This window comes from Nocardioides sp. Iso805N (assembly GCF_000364605.1).
Classification (GTDB): domain Bacteria; phylum Actinomycetota; class Actinomycetes; order Propionibacteriales; family Nocardioidaceae; genus Nocardioides.
Window position 1 is genome coordinate 35,667 of record NZ_KB822587.1, and the last position, 16,717, is coordinate 52,383.

Here is a 16,717-nt window from a genome sequence, read left to right on the forward strand (position 1 = left end):
TCGTCCATGGAGCGTCCCCCCAAGCTCGCCGAGCAGGTCGCCGTTGCGATCAAGAACGACGTGGTCGCGCGGGGATGGCCGGTCGGGGAGAACCTCGGCAACGAGGCCGGGCTCATCGCCCGGTACGGCGTCTCGCGCGCCACCTTGCGCGAGGCGATCGGCATTCTCGAGCACACCCAGCTCGCCGCCATGCACCGAGGTCGGTCCGGTGGTCTGATCGTCCAGCAGCCGGCCGCGCATGTCGTCGCCAGCACCGTTGCTGCGCACATCTACCTGGCCGGCATCTCCTTGGACGACCTTTACGACGTACGGATCCACCTGCAGCTCCTCGCCGCGCGGCTCGCCTCCGAGCGTCTCTCCGAACACGATGTCGCTGCCCTGCGAGCGCTCGTCGACGCGCCCACGCCCCTCGACGAGAGCATCGAGGTGACGTTGGGACAGATCTCGGGGAATCCGGTGCTCGCCATCGTCATCCCGACGTTGACGCGCGTCACCGGCATGTGGGCCGGAGCGCCGCAGGGTGCAACGCTGGCGGGCAAGTCCGCCGGCGGGCGTCGTCGGGCCTGGCAGCTGATCGTGGATGCGATGATCGCCGGCGACGGCGCAGCGGTGGAACGCCGCATGCGACGCAGCCTCGACGCCGACCGTCGCTGGGTGGAGGAGCACCGCTCGACACGCACCCCGCGGCTTCAGGCCTCCACGAGTGGCAAGGTCGCCGAGCGCGTCGCCGAGCAGCTCGCCGCAGAGGTCGTTCAGCGCCAGCCCGGTGACGTACTCGGCCACGAGGCCGAGCTGCTCGAGCGCCTCGGCGTGACTCGAGCGCCCCTGCGTCAGGCCGTCAGGATCCTCGAGCATCACGGGGTCGTTCGCATGCGCGAGGGGCCGAACGGCGGCCTGGTGGTGTGTGCACCCGATCCCACCGAGGTCGTCGAAGCACTCGCGCTCTACCTGCACTACATCGGCGTCGATGCCCGCTCCATCCTCGAGGTCCGTAGCATCCTCGAGATCGATGCTGCAGGTGCGGCCGCGTCCCGCGGCGATGCGCAGGCACGCGTCAAGATGCGTCTGGAGCAGTCCGGCCCTGCGGGTGTCGATCCCGACGTGCACGCCTGGATCGCGCAGCTCGCCGGCAACCCGCTGACGACCCTTCTGGTGCGCGCGCTCATCGGTACGACGAGGCTCGGGGTGACCGACGCGGCCCATCAGCCCGCCGATCCGCCGGCGACGCCCGACCGGTCGCAGACACATCTGCTGATCCTGGAGGCGATCGGGCAGGGCGATGTCAGCCTCGCGCGCCATCGGATGGGCCGTCACCTCTCCTCCGCGAACACGCTCGTCTAGGTGTGATGTCCAGGGACGTTGGGCAGCGCAGGCACGGGGCGCTCCTTCCCACCACCGTGCGCGGTCAGACTGAGGAGCGCCGCGCGGACGGCGGAGTCCAAGCGGCACTCAGATCGACCTCGTCGAGCAGCGTCTGCTTGAGGACCTTGCCCGTGGGCGTGCGCCGCAGTGCTCCGACGACCATGAGATAGCGCGGCAATGCGTGCTTGGGCACCGCCGTACGGAGCCAGGCGTAGAACTCCTCCTCCTCGACCCGTGCCTCGGGCTCGGGCTCGACCACGAGGAGGACCTCGCGTCCTGCGACCTGGTCCGGGACTCCGACGACGGCGGCCAGGGCGATGTCCGGGTGCTTCTCCACGGCCGTCTCCACGGCAGTGCTCGAGATGTTCTCACCGAGTCGACGGATCGTGTCGCGCGCGCGATCGAGGAACTCATAGTTGCCGTCACCGTGCCGGATGACGATGTCGCCGGTCTTGTACCAGTCACCATCGAAGGCTGCGGCGGTCGCGTCCGGCTGGTTGAGATAGCGGCCCATCAGCATGAGCCTGCTTCCGGCGCGGATCCACAGCTCACCCGACTCGCCGTCGGCAGCGGTGCGCCCGTCCGCATCGACGACCTTCCCCTCCCATCCACGGCGGATCTTGCCCATCCAGAGACGCTCGACGTCCACCGGCGGCTCGAGGCGCACGATCGGGAAGCCAATCTCGGTCGAGCCATAGCAGTCGTAGCCGCGGACCCCGAAGCGCTCGCCCCACTGCTCGCACAGCAGCGGACTGTGCCCGGTGAAGACGTAGCGGAACGCGTTGTCCTCGTCGGTGGGGCTGGGAGGGAGGGTCAGGACAAGGGAGGCGATGATCGTTCCCACCGAGATGCGGTAGCGACGGGCGTCCTCGAGCACCTCGGAGCGCGAGAAGCGCTCACGCAGGACGACCAGGCCGCCGACGTCCGCCATCACGACGAGGGGCGTCCGCCCGGTGACGTGGAACATGGGGCTGCTCGCCTGGCTGACGTCGCTCTCCTCCATCGGCATCCGGCCGACGACCGCCGCGAACTGCGCCCACCGGATCACCACACCCTTCGCGGGCCCCGTCGTACCCGAGGTGTAGATGATGCAGGCCACGCCTTCCGGACCAGGCAAGGTCTCGATGTCCGCGGGCTGTACGCCGTCGAGGAAGCGCCCATCGCGCTCGACCTCGACGATCCTCAGGTCCGGGCAACACGCCCGCAGGTTGCCCACCAGGTCCGGACGGCCCAGGCACAGGGTCGGCGAGGCGTCTTTGATGACGTGGGCAGCGAAGTCTCCCACGAGCTCGGGATTGACCGGGACCTCGATCGCGCCTATTGCGCCCAGCGCGAGCCAGACGGCGGCCGCGTCGATGGAGGAAGGAAGGACCGTGGCGACGAAGTCGCCTGCGGTGACGCCCTCCTCACGAAGCCACCTCACCCACGTCCGGGCCTGCTCCCAGAGCTGGCCGTAGGAGGCCGTCCGCTCTGTCGCCGCCTCGATGAGGAACGGGCGCTCCGGTTCGGCCTCCGCCCAGCGCCGGATCCGCGTAGGCAGCATGTTCTCGGGATCGGTCGCGTAGCTGACCACGTCGAAGGTGCTCCACCTGTCGGTGGCGGCCTGTGCCTGCAGGGTCATACGCGCTCCTCTACGAGTTCATGTTTGCGGATCTTGCCGGTATCGGTGCGTGGAAAGGTCTCCACCCGATGGAACGCGACGGGGATCTTGTAGGCAGCGAGCCGTTTCCTCACGAAGGCATCGAGGTCGGCGTCGGGTACCTCCTCCGCCAGTCGCACCCAGGCCACCGGGACTTCGCCCAGACGCGGGTCCGGCCGACCGGTCACGGCGGCCTCGAGGACGCGACGGTGATCGGTGAGCACGTTCTCGACCTCGGCGGGAATGATGTTGAGACCGCCCCGGATGATGAGGTCTCTGCTCCGGCCCGTCAGGAAGACGTAGTCGTCTTCATCGAGGTAGCCGATATCGCCCGTGTCGAGCCACCCGTCGACGACCGCAGCACCCGTGTCCGAGCGGATCCGGCCGACCGAGTCTCCACTGATCCACAGCTGGCCCGTCTCACCCGGCCCGAGCACGCGGCCGTCCTGGGTGCGGACCTGCATCGCCACCGAGGCCACCAGCCGGCCGGCGGTGCCGTCGCGACGATTCCCCTCGAGCACGTCGGCGACCGGCTCCACAGCGATCGTGCCGACCTCGGTCTGACCGTAGGTCGCCTGGACAGGCACACCGAACCGAGTCTCGAAGTCGTCGCGCCAGCTCGGCGGGAGCGCGGCCGTGCCGCTGGTGACCAGCGTGGCCGGCGCGAGTGAGGTCACCTCGGAGTCGAGCAGCATGCGGATCATCGACGGCACGAGCGAGAGCGTCGCCACCCGATGCTCGTCGACGAGCTCGGCGTACCTGACCGGCTCGAAGCCCTGCATCACCACGGTGCTCCTGCCCCGCCAAAGGTTGAACATCATGGCGAAGATCGCCGCGATGTGCACCATGGGCGCGGCTTGGATGCGATCGGGCGGGAGATCGCGCAGAGGCGGCATCGCGGCGGGGTCGACCACGGCTCGCGAGACCGAGTCGATCTGACCCCACACCGCCCGTATCGAGTGCACGATCGTCTTCGGTGTGCCGGTCGTACCCGAGGTGCAGAGCACGATGCCGGGATCATCGACGTCGACGAGACCGGGCGCGAGTGTCTCATCGACCCGCGCAGTGTGAGACGGGAAGCCGACGTGAACCTCAGCAGTCACGTCCACCGAGGCAGCCGCTACATGCTGCACGGCCCCGATGCTCTCGAGGAGCCGGGACCGCTCGGCCGCCGGAAGACGCGGCGAGAGCGGGACCGGCACGCCGCCGGCAAGCCAGACGCCCACGATCGCGGCGACGATGGCGCCGCCGTTGGGGAGCGTGACAGTGACGCGCCCGCCCTGGAGCGCGCCCAGCTGGCGCGCGACGTCGCTCGCGGCCACCGCCAGGTCGTGCCACGTCCAGGTGCGACCACGGTCCTCGACGAAGATCGGGCGCGCACTGTGCCGGCGGCCCCAGACGATCGACGCGGGATGGGCTACGACGCGTCCGACCACTGTCAGAGCCATCGGCTCATCACTCCTCCGCCGTCCAAAAAGGACACTAGTTTGTCACGAAACCCCGATATCGCTGAATCAGTTATACCATTTTGAGCGCATAGCCTCGCCAGGGTCCGCGCCCCGCTCACAGAAGAGGGCACTGATGACGTCCGTCGCCTAGGCCGGACGGGTGCGGCGTCGAACACGCCGGAGGCGCGGCACGCGGTCGAGCCGCCACGCCCATGCGTCCCGTGGATCAGGGCGCGAGCGGCGGAACCAGCCGTCCCAGTGCGTAGCGATCGTCATCCACCGCCGGCGCCTGCCGGTCGAAGGCGTCGGCGATCAGCCGGTACCGCTCGTCCGCGAAGGCGCGAGCGTGCCCATGGGTCACGACCAGGAACTCACCAGCAGCGACGCCGGCCAGGAGGCGCTCAGCGACCTCGTCCGCAGGCATGCCCTGCGCCATCAGAGCACCCGCATCCGAGGCGACCTCCCGCGGACCGCCGTGCAGGGGGCCGCGGCGCTCCTGCGACCTCCACAGGTCGGTCGCCACCAGCCCCGGACACAACACCGTCACCTGGACGTGCTCCGGGAGCTCGCGACGGAGGACGTCCGCGTAGCCGAGCACGGCATGCTTGGAGGCCGTGTAGGCCGCGGAGAACAGGTGAGGCACGCCGATGCTGTGTTCGGAGCCCACCAGTGCGAGGCACGACTCGCCCGACTGGGCCGCCATCCGCCCCGCGAAGGAGTGGGCGACGTACATCGTCCCGAGGACGTTGACGTCGATGACGAACCGGACGTCGTCCGCGGTGGCCTTCAGCGCGCGCCCACTGATCGAGACCCCGGCAGCATGGACCACCAGGTCCACCGTGCCCAGCATGTCGACGGCGGCCACAGCGGCGGCCTCGACCTGAGCGGGATCGCTGACGTCGCAGCGCAGCTCCGCTCCATCGAGATCGATACCGATCACCCGGTCACCGCGCGCGATGCAGGCCTCTGCCACGGCCAGGCCGATGCCGCTCGCGGCGCCGGTGACGACGACGTTGCTCATGTCGCCCCCTCTCCGTTGCGTGGCCTGACCGTAACGACCACCCATAATTCCGTCAAATAAACTAGATGATTTACGACCGTCGCCCAGGACCCTGCGCCCGATGAGGTACGCCGTTGCGGTCAGGCGTTCAGTATAATGAGTTATCTCTTTGATAGTCTCAAGACGTGCGCGTGACACCAGGTCTCCTCGAGGCCCCGAGGCGAGTCCTCTTCAGGGGCGACACCCTGGCGACCGACAGCACGGCCCGATTCCTCGGCATCGTGGAGACGGGCATCCTTGCGATCTTCCGCCAGGACGGCACCGGACGGGAGGTCGCCGTCGACCTCGTCAGTGCGGGTCGCACGATCGGCGAGGGCGCCCTCGTCGATCCCAGCATGCCGTCGAACCAGGCGCTGAGCATCGAGGCCGTCGCACTGACACGCATCACGTGGCTGGACATGCTCGCGACCCGGCCGATCGACCAGGATGAGCTCGCGCGAGCCGTGCTCGCCTCGACGATCGCGCGAGTGCGCCACCGTGAGGCCGTCGCGCTGGTCCGGCGGCACCAGACGCTGCACCAACGCATCGCCAGCCAGCTCCTCGAGCTCTGGGCGATGAGGATAGCCGGGTCTGACGCTCCGGCCTTGACGCACATGACCCGACGTGATGTTGCCCGCCTCGCCGGCACGAACCGGACGACCGTCAGCCAGGCCGTGAGCGAACTGGCCGCACGCGGCCTGATCTCCCTCGACGGCGCGTCCATCACCGGCCTCGATGCCGACGCCATGCGCCGGCTCGCGTTCGGGCGAACGAACGAGACCCTCATCGATGAGCTTCACCAACGGGTGCTCGAGCGCGACGGCAAGGTCGGGCGCCTGGCGGCCACGGCCGCATCCAAGACCACAACCCAGCTGCCGCTCGACGGCCTCTGGCAGGCGTCATGACGCCCCCGCGCCCGCCACAGGGCCCCGTCTCGCGCGCTTGATACCGCTCCCTCGGGCCACTCCCCCGCTCAGCGCGCTCTCGAACGCGGATTGATCGCCCGAGGGCATTGACCTGCGCGTCAGTGGCCCATACCGTTCGAACATCATAATGAGTGCACTCTTTTAGTGTCCCTGTGGAGTCTCCAGGCGACAACCCCGAAGCGGAATGAGGCAGATGTACATGCGTGTCAGGAAACCCCTCCTCGTCGCGGTCGCGGCTGTGGCCGCCACCGGCCTCCTCGCCGGCTGCGGCTCGAGCTCCGACTCGTCGGCCTCGGGGCGCGACTCGGCCACGAGCCCGATCAAGATCCTGTCGATGGCGCCGTTCCAGTCGTCGGTTCTCTCCCTGGGGGACGCTGAGGCATCGACCAAGGCCGCCGTTGCGGCGCTGAACGCCGCTGGCGGCCTCAATGGCCACCCCCTCGAGGTCGTCTACTGCAACGACAAGATGGATCCCAACACCGCCGCAGGCTGTGCGCGCCAGGCTGTGTCCGAGAAGGTCGTGGCGGTCACGTCCGCCTACGAGCCCAACTCGCCGAGCGTTCTGCCTGTTCTCCAGGCAGCACACATCCCCTTCGTCTACTCCAGCGTCGCCGCCGATATCGATGGCACCAGCAACGTGTCCTTCCCGCGCGACGCCGGCGTTCCCGCGCAGTACGCGAGCCTGGGCGTCGAGCTCGTCAAGAAGGGCTGCACCAAGGTCGGCGCGATCGTGCTGACGCTGCCCGCGACCGAGACCGGCGCGAAGTGGCTCAAGACCGCCGTCATGGCCTCAGGCGCGCAGTGGGCCGGCGAGGTCGAGGCCCCGCAGGACCAGGCCGACTACTCCGCCCCGGTCCAGACCCTTCTCTCCAAGGGCATGGACTGCCTGGTTCCGGTCGAGGCACCTGATTCCGGCGCGAAGGTGATCATCGCCGCCCGTCAGGCGAGCAGCACCCTACAGATCGGCGCGGACAGCTCGCTGCTGTCCGACGCCGCCATCAAGACGCTCGGCTCGGCGTCCGACGGCATCATCTTGACCGGTCAGGAGTACCGCACCGGCGACACGGGCGTGCCGGCGGTCGCGACGGTGCTGGCAGGCGTCAAGAAGTACCAGCCCAGTGCTCCCGCCCTCAGCAAGTTCGCCCTGACCGCCTGGGCGGACGTGACGGCGCTCCAGCAGGTCCTCAAGGGCGTCGACGGCTCCTACACGGCCGCCAGCGTCGCCACCAGCGCGGCTGCCACCCAGGTCGAGACCGGGTTGCTGGCGCCGATCTCGTGGGGATCGTCGACGGAGACGCCGTACGCCGGCTATCCGCGGGTCCACAACTGGTCGTATCTGGCGTGGGAGGTCAAGGGCGGCAAGCCGGCCCTCCTGTACCCCGACTTCCAGCAGATGCCCGCGGCCGTCCTCAAGTAAGGGCGCAGGTGTTCACGTCGAAGATGACGCGCCGTACTCCGGCCGTGTCGGCAGCTTCCGCCGACACGGCCGGTGCGGTTGCCATCCGTGCTGAGTCGATCTCTGCGGGCTACGGACAGGTCCCGGTCCTTCACGAGGTCGACATCGAGGTCCGGCCGGGCGAGGTCGTTGCGCTCCTCGGCGCGAACGGATCCGGCAAGACGACCACCCTGATGGTGCTCGCCGGTGAGCTCATGCCCACCTCTGGATCCGTCCGGTTCCTCGGCTCCACGACGCGCGACCCGCTCCACGTGCGCGCCAAGAACGGTCTGCGCCTGATCTCGGAGGATCGCAGCGTCCTGATGTCGCTGACGGTGCTCGACAACCTGCGGCTCGCCCTGGACGATGTCGAGCCGGCACTGACGCTCTTCCCCGAACTGCGGCCCCTGCTGAAGCGCCGCGTCGGCCTCCTGTCGGGCGGCGAGCAGCAGATGCTCACCCTGGCCCGCGCCTTGGTCTCCGAGGCACGCGTCCTACTGGTCGACGAGCTCTCGCTCGGTCTGGCGCCCCTGATCGTCAAGCGCCTGCTCGCTGCGGTACGGGCCGCAGCAGACAACGGTCTGGCAGTGCTCCTGGTCGAGCAGCAGATCCAGAACGCGCTCGCCGTATCCGACAGGGCCTACGTCCTCAAGCATGGCCGCGTGGTGATGCAGGGTCGCGCCAGCGACCTTCGGGGACGGATGTCCGAGATCGAGGCCTCGTACCTGGCCGACATGCCCACCGACACCAATGTTCGCAAGGAGGTGACCTCATGACGGTGTTCTTGCAGTTCGCGATCATCGGTATGGCCGCCGGAGCGCTGTACGTCGTCCTCGCGCTGGGCCTGGTGGTGATCCATCGCGGCTCCGGGATCGTGAACTTCGGTCACGGCGCGATCGGTATGTGCGGCACGTTCGTCTTCTGGAAGCTCGAGAAGGACGGCACCCTTCCCTATGCGCTCGCCGCCGCTGCCGGGGTCGCCACCGCCGCCCTGATCGGACTGGTGGTCTATTACGGCTTGATGCGTCCCCTGCAGCGCAGCTCGATGCTCTCGCGCGTGATCGCGAGCCTTGCCGTGCTGATCATCGCGCAGGAGGCCGTTGCTCTGCTCTATCCGGGGCCCTCCATCGTCGTTCGATCAGGGCTGCCGACGCGAGGAGTGCACTTCTGGGGGGTGACGGTCGGCCTGGACCGGCTGTGGATCCTCGGCGGCGCCCTCGCCATCACCGCGATCCTCGGTTTCGTCTACCGCTTCACCCGCTTCGGCATGGCTACGACGGCCGCCACCGAGAACGGCCGAGCACTCGCCTCGCTCGGCTGGTCACCGTCCCGCATCGCCGCCTGCAACTGGGCGATGGGCTCAGCGCTCGCCGGGATCGCGGGCGTCTTCCTCGCTCCGATCACCAATCTGTCGGTGACCGGGTTCACCCTTCTCGTCGTACCGGCACTCGCCGCAGCGGTGACCGGCCGACTAACGTCGTTCCCGCTCACGCTTGTGGGAGGCCTCCTCATCGGCGTCATCCAGGCCGAGGTGGAGCGCTACGTGCATGCCCCCGGCTGGTCCGATGCGGTGCCGTTCCTCGCCATGCTCGGCGTCCTCGTGGCTCGCGGCTCCTCGGGCGGCTCACGGACGCAGATCGCGCAGCGACTCCCCCGGCTCGGCACAGGCCGGATCCGGCTGCCGCTCATCGCGCTGTGGGCGGCGGTCGCGCTGGTCATCATCTGGACGACCTCGCCGCAGTGGAGCGACTCCACCACGACGACGCTCGGAACCGGACTCATCTTGTTGTCAGTGGTCGTCGTGACCGGCTACAGCGGGCAGCTCTCACTCGCCCAGTTCGCCATCGCCGGCTGGAGTGCCTGGATCTCCGCGGGGCTCGCGGCCCACGCGCATCTCCCCTTCCTGCCCGCCATCATCCTGGGAAGTCTGGCCGCCCTTCCGCTGGGCGTCATCGTCGGCGTCGTCTGCCTGCGCGCCCAGGGCGTGAACCTCGCGGTAGCCACCCTCGGGATGGCTGTCGCGCTCTACAGCCTGGTCTTCAACAACTCGCAGCGGACCGAGAGCGGCCAGTTCAGCATCCCCGAGCCCACCATCGGTGGGGTCGACGTCGGCGCGATCCTCTATTCCGAGCGGTACGCCACCGTCGTCCTGGTCGCGTTCGTGCTCTTCGCCGTCATGGTCGCCAACCTCCGTCGCGGCACCAGCGGACGGCGACTCATCGCAGTCCGCTCGAACGAGCGCGCAGCCGCGTCCCTGGGCGTCGCGGTCGCGCAGACCCGGGTGGTCGCCTTCGCACTCGGCAGCGTCATAGCCGGGGCGGGCGGATCGCTGCTCGCGTTCCGCAACCCGATCATCGTGTTCACCGCCTACGACCCGATCGAGTCGATCCAGGTAGTCGGCTGGTCGGTCATCGGGGGCGTCGGATTCGTGGCCGGAACGATCTACGGCGGGCTCCTCGAACTGGGCTCGCTCGGCAGCAAGGTGCTCGACGGGTTCGGCCCGACCGTCGGCCAGTACCTGCCGCTCGCTGGTGGTGTCCTTCTGGCCCTGATGCTCCTCAGCGCGCAGGACGGGCTCGCCTTCCAGAGCCTGCGCGACCTTGGGAGGCTGCGCCGGCTCCTCGAGCGACGGCGACCGGCCGTACCGGCATCCGGCGCTGCGGAACGCCTGGCGATCCTCGCCACCAGCACGACACCCCACCAGGTGACGGGCGAGCCTTTGCGGCTGGAGGGAGTCTCCGTCTCCTTCGGCGGCGTCAAGGCTCTGGACGAGGTCAGCCTCCTTGTCCGACCCGGCGAGGTGGTCGGGGTCATCGGACCCAACGGCGCCGGCAAGAGCACGCTGATCGATGCGGCCACCGGCTTCGTCAGCCCCGCGCGCGGTCGGGTCCTTCTGGGCGCCGACGATCTCACCGGTCGACGCCCTGCGCAACGGGTCCGGCGCGGCCTGACCCGTTCGTTCCAGTCCCTGGAGCTCTTCGACGATCTGAGCGTCCTCGACAATCTCCTGGTCGCCTCGGACAGCGGAAGGTTCCGCCTCTTCCTGACCGACATGATCCGACCGACGGCGCCACGCGTCACCGCGGCGACGATGGCCGCGATCCACGAGTTCGGCCTGGAGCCCTACCTCGACTCGCGTCCAGCTGATCTGCCCTACGGCGTTCGCCGACTGGTCGGCATCGCCCGCGCGGTCGCCACCGGGGCCAAGGTCATCGCCCTCGACGAGCCCGCGGCCGGCCTCGGCTCGGTGGAGGCACGCGAGCTCGGGCACCTCCTGCGCCGTCTCGCCGACGAGTGGGACCTCGGGATCCTCTTCGTGGAGCACAACGTCGAACTCGTCCTCGCCCTGTGTGACCGGATCTGCGTCCTCAACTTCGGTCAGGTGATCGCCGAGGGGACGCCGGAGGAGATCCGCACGAGCGAGGCCGTCGTGCACGCCTATCTTGGGCAGGCCGACGATGACGACACCCAGATGGCAGCACACTCCGCACCCTTGGCAAAGGAACCGACATGAGCATCACCCCCGAGACCGTCCGATCCGATCGCGAGGCCCTGCGCGCTCGGTGGTACGCCGAGGGCTACTTCGGCCAGGAGACCATGGGCCAGCAGTTCCTGCGTGCGGCGGCCGAGCTCCCCGACACCGGCTACGTCTTCGCGGGCGACGACGCGGAGATCCGGCTGACGCTGCCTCAACTCGCCGAACAGGCCACCCGCGCCTGCCTCGGGCTGCAGAGACTCGGGATCCGTGCCGGCGACGTCGTCGCGGTGCAGGTGCCGAACCGCCCCGAGCTGGTCATCGCCTACTACGCGGCCTGGCTCGCCGGGGCCCTCGTCGTACCGATCACGCACATCTACGACGCGACGGAGATGTCGTTCATCCTGCGCCAGTCCCGCGCCCGTGCGCTCATCATTCCGGACCGCTGGCGCGCGATCGACTTCACCGATCGGGTCAACCGGTTGGAGCCGCTTCCGGACCTGGACCAGGTCATCTTCATCGCCGACGAGCCGACCGGCTCGGGGACCCTGTGGTCCGAGCTCCTGACCCTGGCCCCGGACGCCGAGTACGCGGATCCGGGAGTCGGCGCCGACGACGTCTGCTGCATGATCTACACCTCAGGCACGACGAGCGCCCCCAAGGGCGTCCAGCACACCCACAACACCCTGCTGGCGGAGTTCATCGGCAACATCTCGGTCGACCAGCTCGAGCCGGACGAGTCGGCCCTCGTCGCCTGGCCGGCGGGTCACGTCGCGGGTCTGATCGGCATCTGCACCCCGGCAACTCGCGGGGTCGACGTCGTCCTGATGGACCGGTGGGACCCTGCCCGCGCGCTGGACCTGATCAAGCGACACCGGTGCGGGACCACGAGCGGCACCCCGCTCCACTTCAACGCCCTGCTCGACGAGGCGGCGCGCCGCGGTGTCGACGTCTCGCCGCTGCACTTCGGTGTGGCCGGTGCCGCCAACGTCCCCGCGAGCCTGGTCGAACGTGCCGACCGGGAGGGCCTGGCCCTCGCCCGGGTCTACGGCAGCACCGAGCACCCCACGGTCTCGTCCTCGCTCGGAGACGACACCCTCCAGCACCGCGCCTTCACCGATGGCTGCGCCCGGCGGGGCAACGAGTTCCGGATCGTCGACGAGCTCGGCGGGGACCTGCCCACCGGCCAGGAGGGCGAGCTGGCCACCCGTGGTCCCGAGCTCTTCGTCGGCTACCGCGACGCCAGCCTCGACCTGGAATCGTTTCTCCCGGGAGGCTGGTACCTGACCGGCGACATCGCCCGCGCCGATGCCGACGGGTTCATCACGATCACCGATCGACGCAAGGACATCATCATCCGCGGCGGGGAGAACATCGCGTCGAAGGAGGTCGAGGACGTCCTGGTGACCCACCCCGCGGTCGCGGAGGCCGCCGTCGTCTCCAAGCCGGACGAGAAGTACGGCGAGAGCGTCGCGGCCTACGTGCGGCTGCGCGAGGGCACGTCTCTGACCCTGGACGAGGTGCGGGCCCACTTCACCGGTGCCGGCCTGGCGCGGCAGAAGACCCCCGAGACGCTGATCGTGCTGGACGACCTCCCGCGGACACCGTCGGGGAAGGTCCAGAAGTTCGCGCTGCGTCAGCAGCTGCGGGAGCAGGTGCGCGTGTCGTGACCTCTTGCCGATTCCCCCAACAAGCAGTTGAATGATTAGAACGATTTAATCCCAAAGGAGTCTGCATGAAGCTCGAAGGCCTGACCACCGCGATCACCGGAGGTGCCTCCGGTCTCGGCCTCGCCACCGCCCGCCGCCTGATCAAGGAGGGCGGCTACGTCACGATCATCGACCTGCCTTCCTCCCCGGGCGCGGAGATCGCCGCCGAGCTGGGCGAGCGAGCGCAGTTCGTCACCGGCGACGTCACCGACGAAGCCTCCTTCGCCGCCGCACTCGATGCCGCCGACGCCCAGGCCGACGGCCTGCGCGGACTTGTCCACTGCGCCGGTGCCGGACGCAAGCTACGCATCCTGAACAAGGACGGCTCGCCTGGCTCGCTGGAGGACTTCGAGTTCGTCATCCGGCTCAACCTGACCGGCAGCTTCAACGCGCTGCGCCTCGGCGCGGCGCGCATCGCCCGGCACGAGGCCGTCGACGGCGAGAAGGGCGCGATCGTGATGACCGCCTCCGTCGCCGCCTTCGAGGGTCAGATCGGCCAGATCAACTACTCGGCCTCCAAGGGTGGCGTCGTCGGCATGACCATCGTCGCGGCGCGCGACCTGGCCTCGCAGAACATCCGGGTCAACACCATCGCCCCCGGCATCATGGACACCCCGCTCCTGGCGAAGCTCCCGGACAACGTTCGCGAGTCGCTCGGCGCCTCGGTGCCCCACCCGCACCGCCTCGGCAACACCGACGAGTACGCCATGCTCGCCACCCAGATGCTGGAGAACGGCTACCTCAACGGCGAGACCGTCCGGCTCGACGGTGCCATCCGGATGGCACCGCGCTGACCCTGAGCACCATCAGGAGCCACGAGCACCAGGCAACAGCAGAGGCCCGGTCCGATCGAGTCGATCGGACCGGGCCTCTTGCCGCCTCACCAGGTCGGCGAAACCGATCAGGGCACGACGCCCTGTTCCTTCAGCGCCTGGTAGCCGGACTCGTCGACGCCGCACCGGGCCGCGAGCACCTCGGCGGTGTGCTGGCCCAGCGCCGGAACCGCACCCGTCGGCAGCTCGACGTCGGCGAACGTCATCGGCGGGAGCAGTGCCCGCACCGGCCCCGTCTCGGTGTCGGCCGTGCGCCATCTGTCCCGCTCGGAGAGCTGCGGATGATCGATCAGGCCCGAAACGTCGTTGATCTGTGCCGCCGGCACGCCCGCAGCGGCAAGCCGTGTCTCGAGCTCGGCCGTCCGCCACTGCCGCGTCCTGCGTGCGACCTCCCCGTCGCATTCGTGTCGGTGCTGCACGCGCAGCATGTTGGTCCGGAACCGGGCGTCCTCGGCGAGCGCGGCGTCCGCGAGCGCCTCCCGGCACAACCGTTCCCAGCCGCGATCGTTCTGGACCCCGATCAGGATCGATCCGTCGGAGGTCGGATAGGCGTCGTACGGCGCGATGGCGGCGTGGCTGACCCCCATCCGCGGGACCTGCCGCCCTGAGTACATCTGCAGGTACATCGGGTGACCGAGCCATTCGGCGGTGGCGTCGAACATCGACACCTCGATGGCAGCGCCCTCACCGCTCCGCTCCCGCCGAAACAGCGCACCGAGGACGGACGTGACGACGTACATACCCGCGGCGATGTCGGAGACGGGAATGCCGGTCTTCGCCTGCTCGTCGGGTGTGCCGGTGATCGAGATCAGGCCGGTCTCGGCCTGGATGAGCATGTCGTAGGCCTTGTGCGCCGCCTTCGGACCGGCGCTGCCGTAGCCGCTCAGGTCGACCACCACCAGGCGGGGATGGTCGCGTCGCAGCGTGTCGGCGTCGAGGCCGAGGCGCGCCGCGGCCCCGGGCGCAAGGTTCTGGATGAAGACGTCGGCCTCGGCGACGAGCTCCGTCACGATGGCCCGGCCCCGGGGCGTCTTCACGTCCAGGGCGACCGACTTCTTGCCTCGATTGAGCCAGACGAAGTGCGAGGCGAGCCCCCGCACCGCGTCGTCATAGCCGCGCGCGAAGTCGCCCTCCCCTACCCGCTCGATCTTGATGACCTCAGCACCCAGGTCGGCGAGATGGCGGGTCGCCAAGGGCGCCGCCACCGCCTGCTCCAGCGCGACCACCCTGACGCCCGCCAGCGGCAGGCGATCGCCCGATGCCGCGCTCACGCGCGATGCTCCTCCGCGTAGCACTCCAAGCCACGGATGGCGTCCTCGACAGAGCCGCAGGGCAGCTGCAGCACCATCGAGTCGACGCCGATCTCGGCCAGGTGGGCGACATGCTCGCGGTGCTCAGCATCAGAGATGCCGCCCCGCATCACCCCCGCGTGCGGTCCCTGGACCTGGATCGTGGGCCTCGCACCAGGGCCCTGGATCCGGGCGGTCTCCGCGCGGACCTCGACGATCTGCTGGGGCAGCAGGTCCAGCGTCAGCGCAGCGGTGCGGGACGTCTTCGCGATCGCCTCCGGGACGACCAGCGGGCTCCAGCCCTGGTGTCGCGCCGCACGACGCCGGGCAAGCGCGGAGTTGCCGCCGATCAGGATGGGCGGTCCGCCGGCCTGCACGGGACCGGGCACCTGGGCCACGCCGACTCCGCGGAAGTGCTGCCCCTCGAAGGTGACGCCCTCAGGGCCCCCCGACCACAGCTGCCGCGCAAGGTCCAGCGCCTCGTCGAAGCGCGCGTTGCGCTCCTCCATGTCGACGCCGAGCGCGAGGAACTCCGAGCGGAGGTAGCCGGCACCCGCGACGACCGTGAGCCGGCCGTCGGAGAGCAGGTCGATCGTGGTCAGCGCCTTCGCCATCGCAAACGCGTTGTGGTAGGGCACGACGAGCAGGTAGCTCATCAGCCGGATCCGCTCGGTGACGCCCGCACAGAAGGAGAGCGCGGCGGTCAGATCCAGCGTGTCGTGGCCGCCGTGGGTCAACCACTTGGCCGAGGGAGCCGGGTGCTCGGTGAAGGCGATCGCGTCGTACCCCAGGCGGTCCGCGGCCTGCGCCACGGCGATCACACCCTTGGTCGTGAGCAGTGCCGGATCGTGGTCCGGGCCGCCCACGGGATATTCGACCGTGACCTTCATCGACTCGTTCCCTCTGATACGGGCCGGCAGTTCGGATCCGACCCGAGGCTCGTCAGCGCGACCTCCACGGACGCGGCGTCGCTGATGGTGGCGAGCAGGCGCAGTTGGTACTGGAGCAGGAAGTCGTGGATGTGGGCAGCGCTGGCGGCGGTGCAGTCGCGCGGCACCACCACCGAGAACCCGCGGTTGACCGCCTCGAGAGCCCCGCCGGAGACACCGACGTCGATCGAGACGCCGCCCAGGATCACCGTGTCGATCCTCTGCTCCCGCAGGTAGGACTCGAGCTCGGTGCCATGGAACGGCGTGAGCCCGTGGACCCGGCGGATCCAGATGTCACCGGGCTCGGTGTGGATGTCCGGGTGCAGCTGCGCCGCCTCCTCGCCAGCCGCGAGCGCTCCCTTGCGCAGACCCGAGAGCAGCACGCAGTTGCCCGCGGTCCCGACGCGGTCCGCCCGGGGCTCGATCGTCGACCAGAACACCGGCAGGCCCGCCGCCCGAGCCGCGGCGGTGACGCGGTTGATCTTCGCCGTCGCGTCGCGCTCCGCAGCGTCTGCGGCAAGCCCGGGGGTGCCGCTGAGGGCGGGGTCGACGGTGAAGCGCTGCCACTCGTGGATGACCACCGCCGCCCGCTTGCCCGGCTCGAGCCCGCGGACGGCAGCCCCATCCGTCACG

The 16,717-nt window shown here is 69.4% G+C and carries 13 protein-coding genes; 7 read left to right on the forward strand and 6 right to left on the reverse strand.

All coding sequences use genetic code 11. The annotated features are described in order from the left end of the window. Positions 1 to 6 precede the first annotated feature (6 nt). The gene (locus H036_RS0119355; RefSeq protein ID WP_017936465.1) at positions 7 to 1,341 is read left to right on the forward strand and encodes a FadR/GntR family transcriptional regulator; all 1,335 of its coding nucleotides are present in this window, start codon (positions 7 to 9) and stop codon (positions 1,339 to 1,341) included. Between the two features lie 64 nt (positions 1,342 to 1,405). Here the strand turns inward: H036_RS0119355 and H036_RS0119360 are convergent, their stop codons facing one another. The 3 genes from H036_RS0119360 to H036_RS0119370 all read right to left on the reverse strand — a co-directional run bounded on the left by H036_RS0119360 (position 1,406) and on the right by H036_RS0119370 (position 5,470). After that, positions 1,406 to 2,983, reverse strand: coding sequence for a class I adenylate-forming enzyme family protein (locus H036_RS0119360; protein WP_017936466.1), 1,578 nt, complete (start codon positions 2,981 to 2,983; stop codon positions 1,406 to 1,408). After that, positions 2,980 to 4,449: a class I adenylate-forming enzyme family protein gene (locus H036_RS0119365; RefSeq protein ID WP_017936467.1), complete on the reverse strand. Its 1,470-nt coding sequence runs from the start codon at positions 4,447 to 4,449 to the stop codon at positions 2,980 to 2,982. The genes H036_RS0119360 and H036_RS0119365 overlap by 4 nt, the downstream gene beginning before the upstream one ends. Positions 4,450 to 4,675: 226 nt before the next feature. Further along, complete coding sequence (locus tag H036_RS0119370; RefSeq protein ID WP_017936468.1) at positions 4,676 to 5,470, reverse strand: SDR family NAD(P)-dependent oxidoreductase; 795 nt, start codon at positions 5,468 to 5,470, stop codon at positions 4,676 to 4,678. A gap of 164 nt (positions 5,471 to 5,634) precedes the next feature. On the opposite strand from H036_RS0119370, the gene H036_RS0119375 reads away from it, so the two are divergent. From H036_RS0119375 to H036_RS0119400, 6 genes are all read left to right on the forward strand, one after another. After that, positions 5,635 to 6,393, forward strand: a complete 759-nt coding sequence (locus H036_RS0119375) for a Crp/Fnr family transcriptional regulator (protein WP_017936469.1) — start codon at positions 5,635 to 5,637, stop codon at positions 6,391 to 6,393. Between the two features lie 220 nt (positions 6,394 to 6,613). Then, positions 6,614 to 7,831: an ABC transporter substrate-binding protein gene (locus H036_RS0119380; RefSeq protein WP_157417661.1), complete on the forward strand. Its 1,218-nt coding sequence runs from the start codon at positions 6,614 to 6,616 to the stop codon at positions 7,829 to 7,831. 44 nt (positions 7,832 to 7,875) lie between these two features. After that, entirely contained in the window at positions 7,876 to 8,625 is a 750-nt protein-coding gene (locus tag H036_RS23820; RefSeq protein ID WP_017936471.1) for an ABC transporter ATP-binding protein, read from the forward strand. Beyond that, positions 8,622 to 11,363, forward strand: a complete 2,742-nt coding sequence (locus tag H036_RS23825) for a branched-chain amino acid ABC transporter permease/ATP-binding protein (RefSeq protein WP_017936472.1) — start codon at positions 8,622 to 8,624, stop codon at positions 11,361 to 11,363. The genes H036_RS23820 and H036_RS23825 overlap by 4 nt, the downstream gene beginning before the upstream one ends. Then, entirely contained in the window at positions 11,360 to 12,994 is a 1,635-nt protein-coding gene (locus tag H036_RS0119395; protein WP_017936473.1) for an AMP-binding protein, read from the forward strand. Before H036_RS23825 ends, H036_RS0119395 begins: the two co-directional genes overlap by 4 nt. A 65-nt stretch (positions 12,995 to 13,059) precedes the next feature. Then, on the forward strand, positions 13,060 to 13,827 hold the full coding sequence (locus H036_RS0119400; protein WP_017936474.1) for an SDR family NAD(P)-dependent oxidoreductase: 768 nt from the start codon (positions 13,060 to 13,062) through the stop codon (positions 13,825 to 13,827). Between the two features lie 107 nt (positions 13,828 to 13,934). Here H036_RS0119400 and H036_RS0119405 read toward each other — a convergent pair whose 3' ends face one another. From H036_RS0119405 to H036_RS23830, 3 genes are read right to left on the reverse strand one after another with little or no spacing between them, the layout of a single operon-like run. Continuing rightward, positions 13,935 to 15,137 (reverse strand): CaiB/BaiF CoA transferase family protein, encoded by a 1,203-nt coding sequence (locus tag H036_RS0119405; RefSeq protein ID WP_017936475.1) that lies wholly within the window; start codon positions 15,135 to 15,137, stop codon positions 13,935 to 13,937. Continuing rightward, entirely contained in the window at positions 15,134 to 16,045 is a 912-nt protein-coding gene (locus tag H036_RS0119410; protein WP_017936476.1) for a TIGR03619 family F420-dependent LLM class oxidoreductase, read from the reverse strand. Before H036_RS0119410 ends, H036_RS0119405 begins: the two co-directional genes overlap by 4 nt. After that, positions 16,042 to 16,716, reverse strand: a complete 675-nt coding sequence (locus H036_RS23830; protein WP_017936477.1) for a cysteine hydrolase family protein — start codon at positions 16,714 to 16,716, stop codon at positions 16,042 to 16,044. The genes H036_RS0119410 and H036_RS23830 overlap by 4 nt, the downstream gene beginning before the upstream one ends. Between the last annotated feature and the right edge of the window lies 1 nt (position 16,717).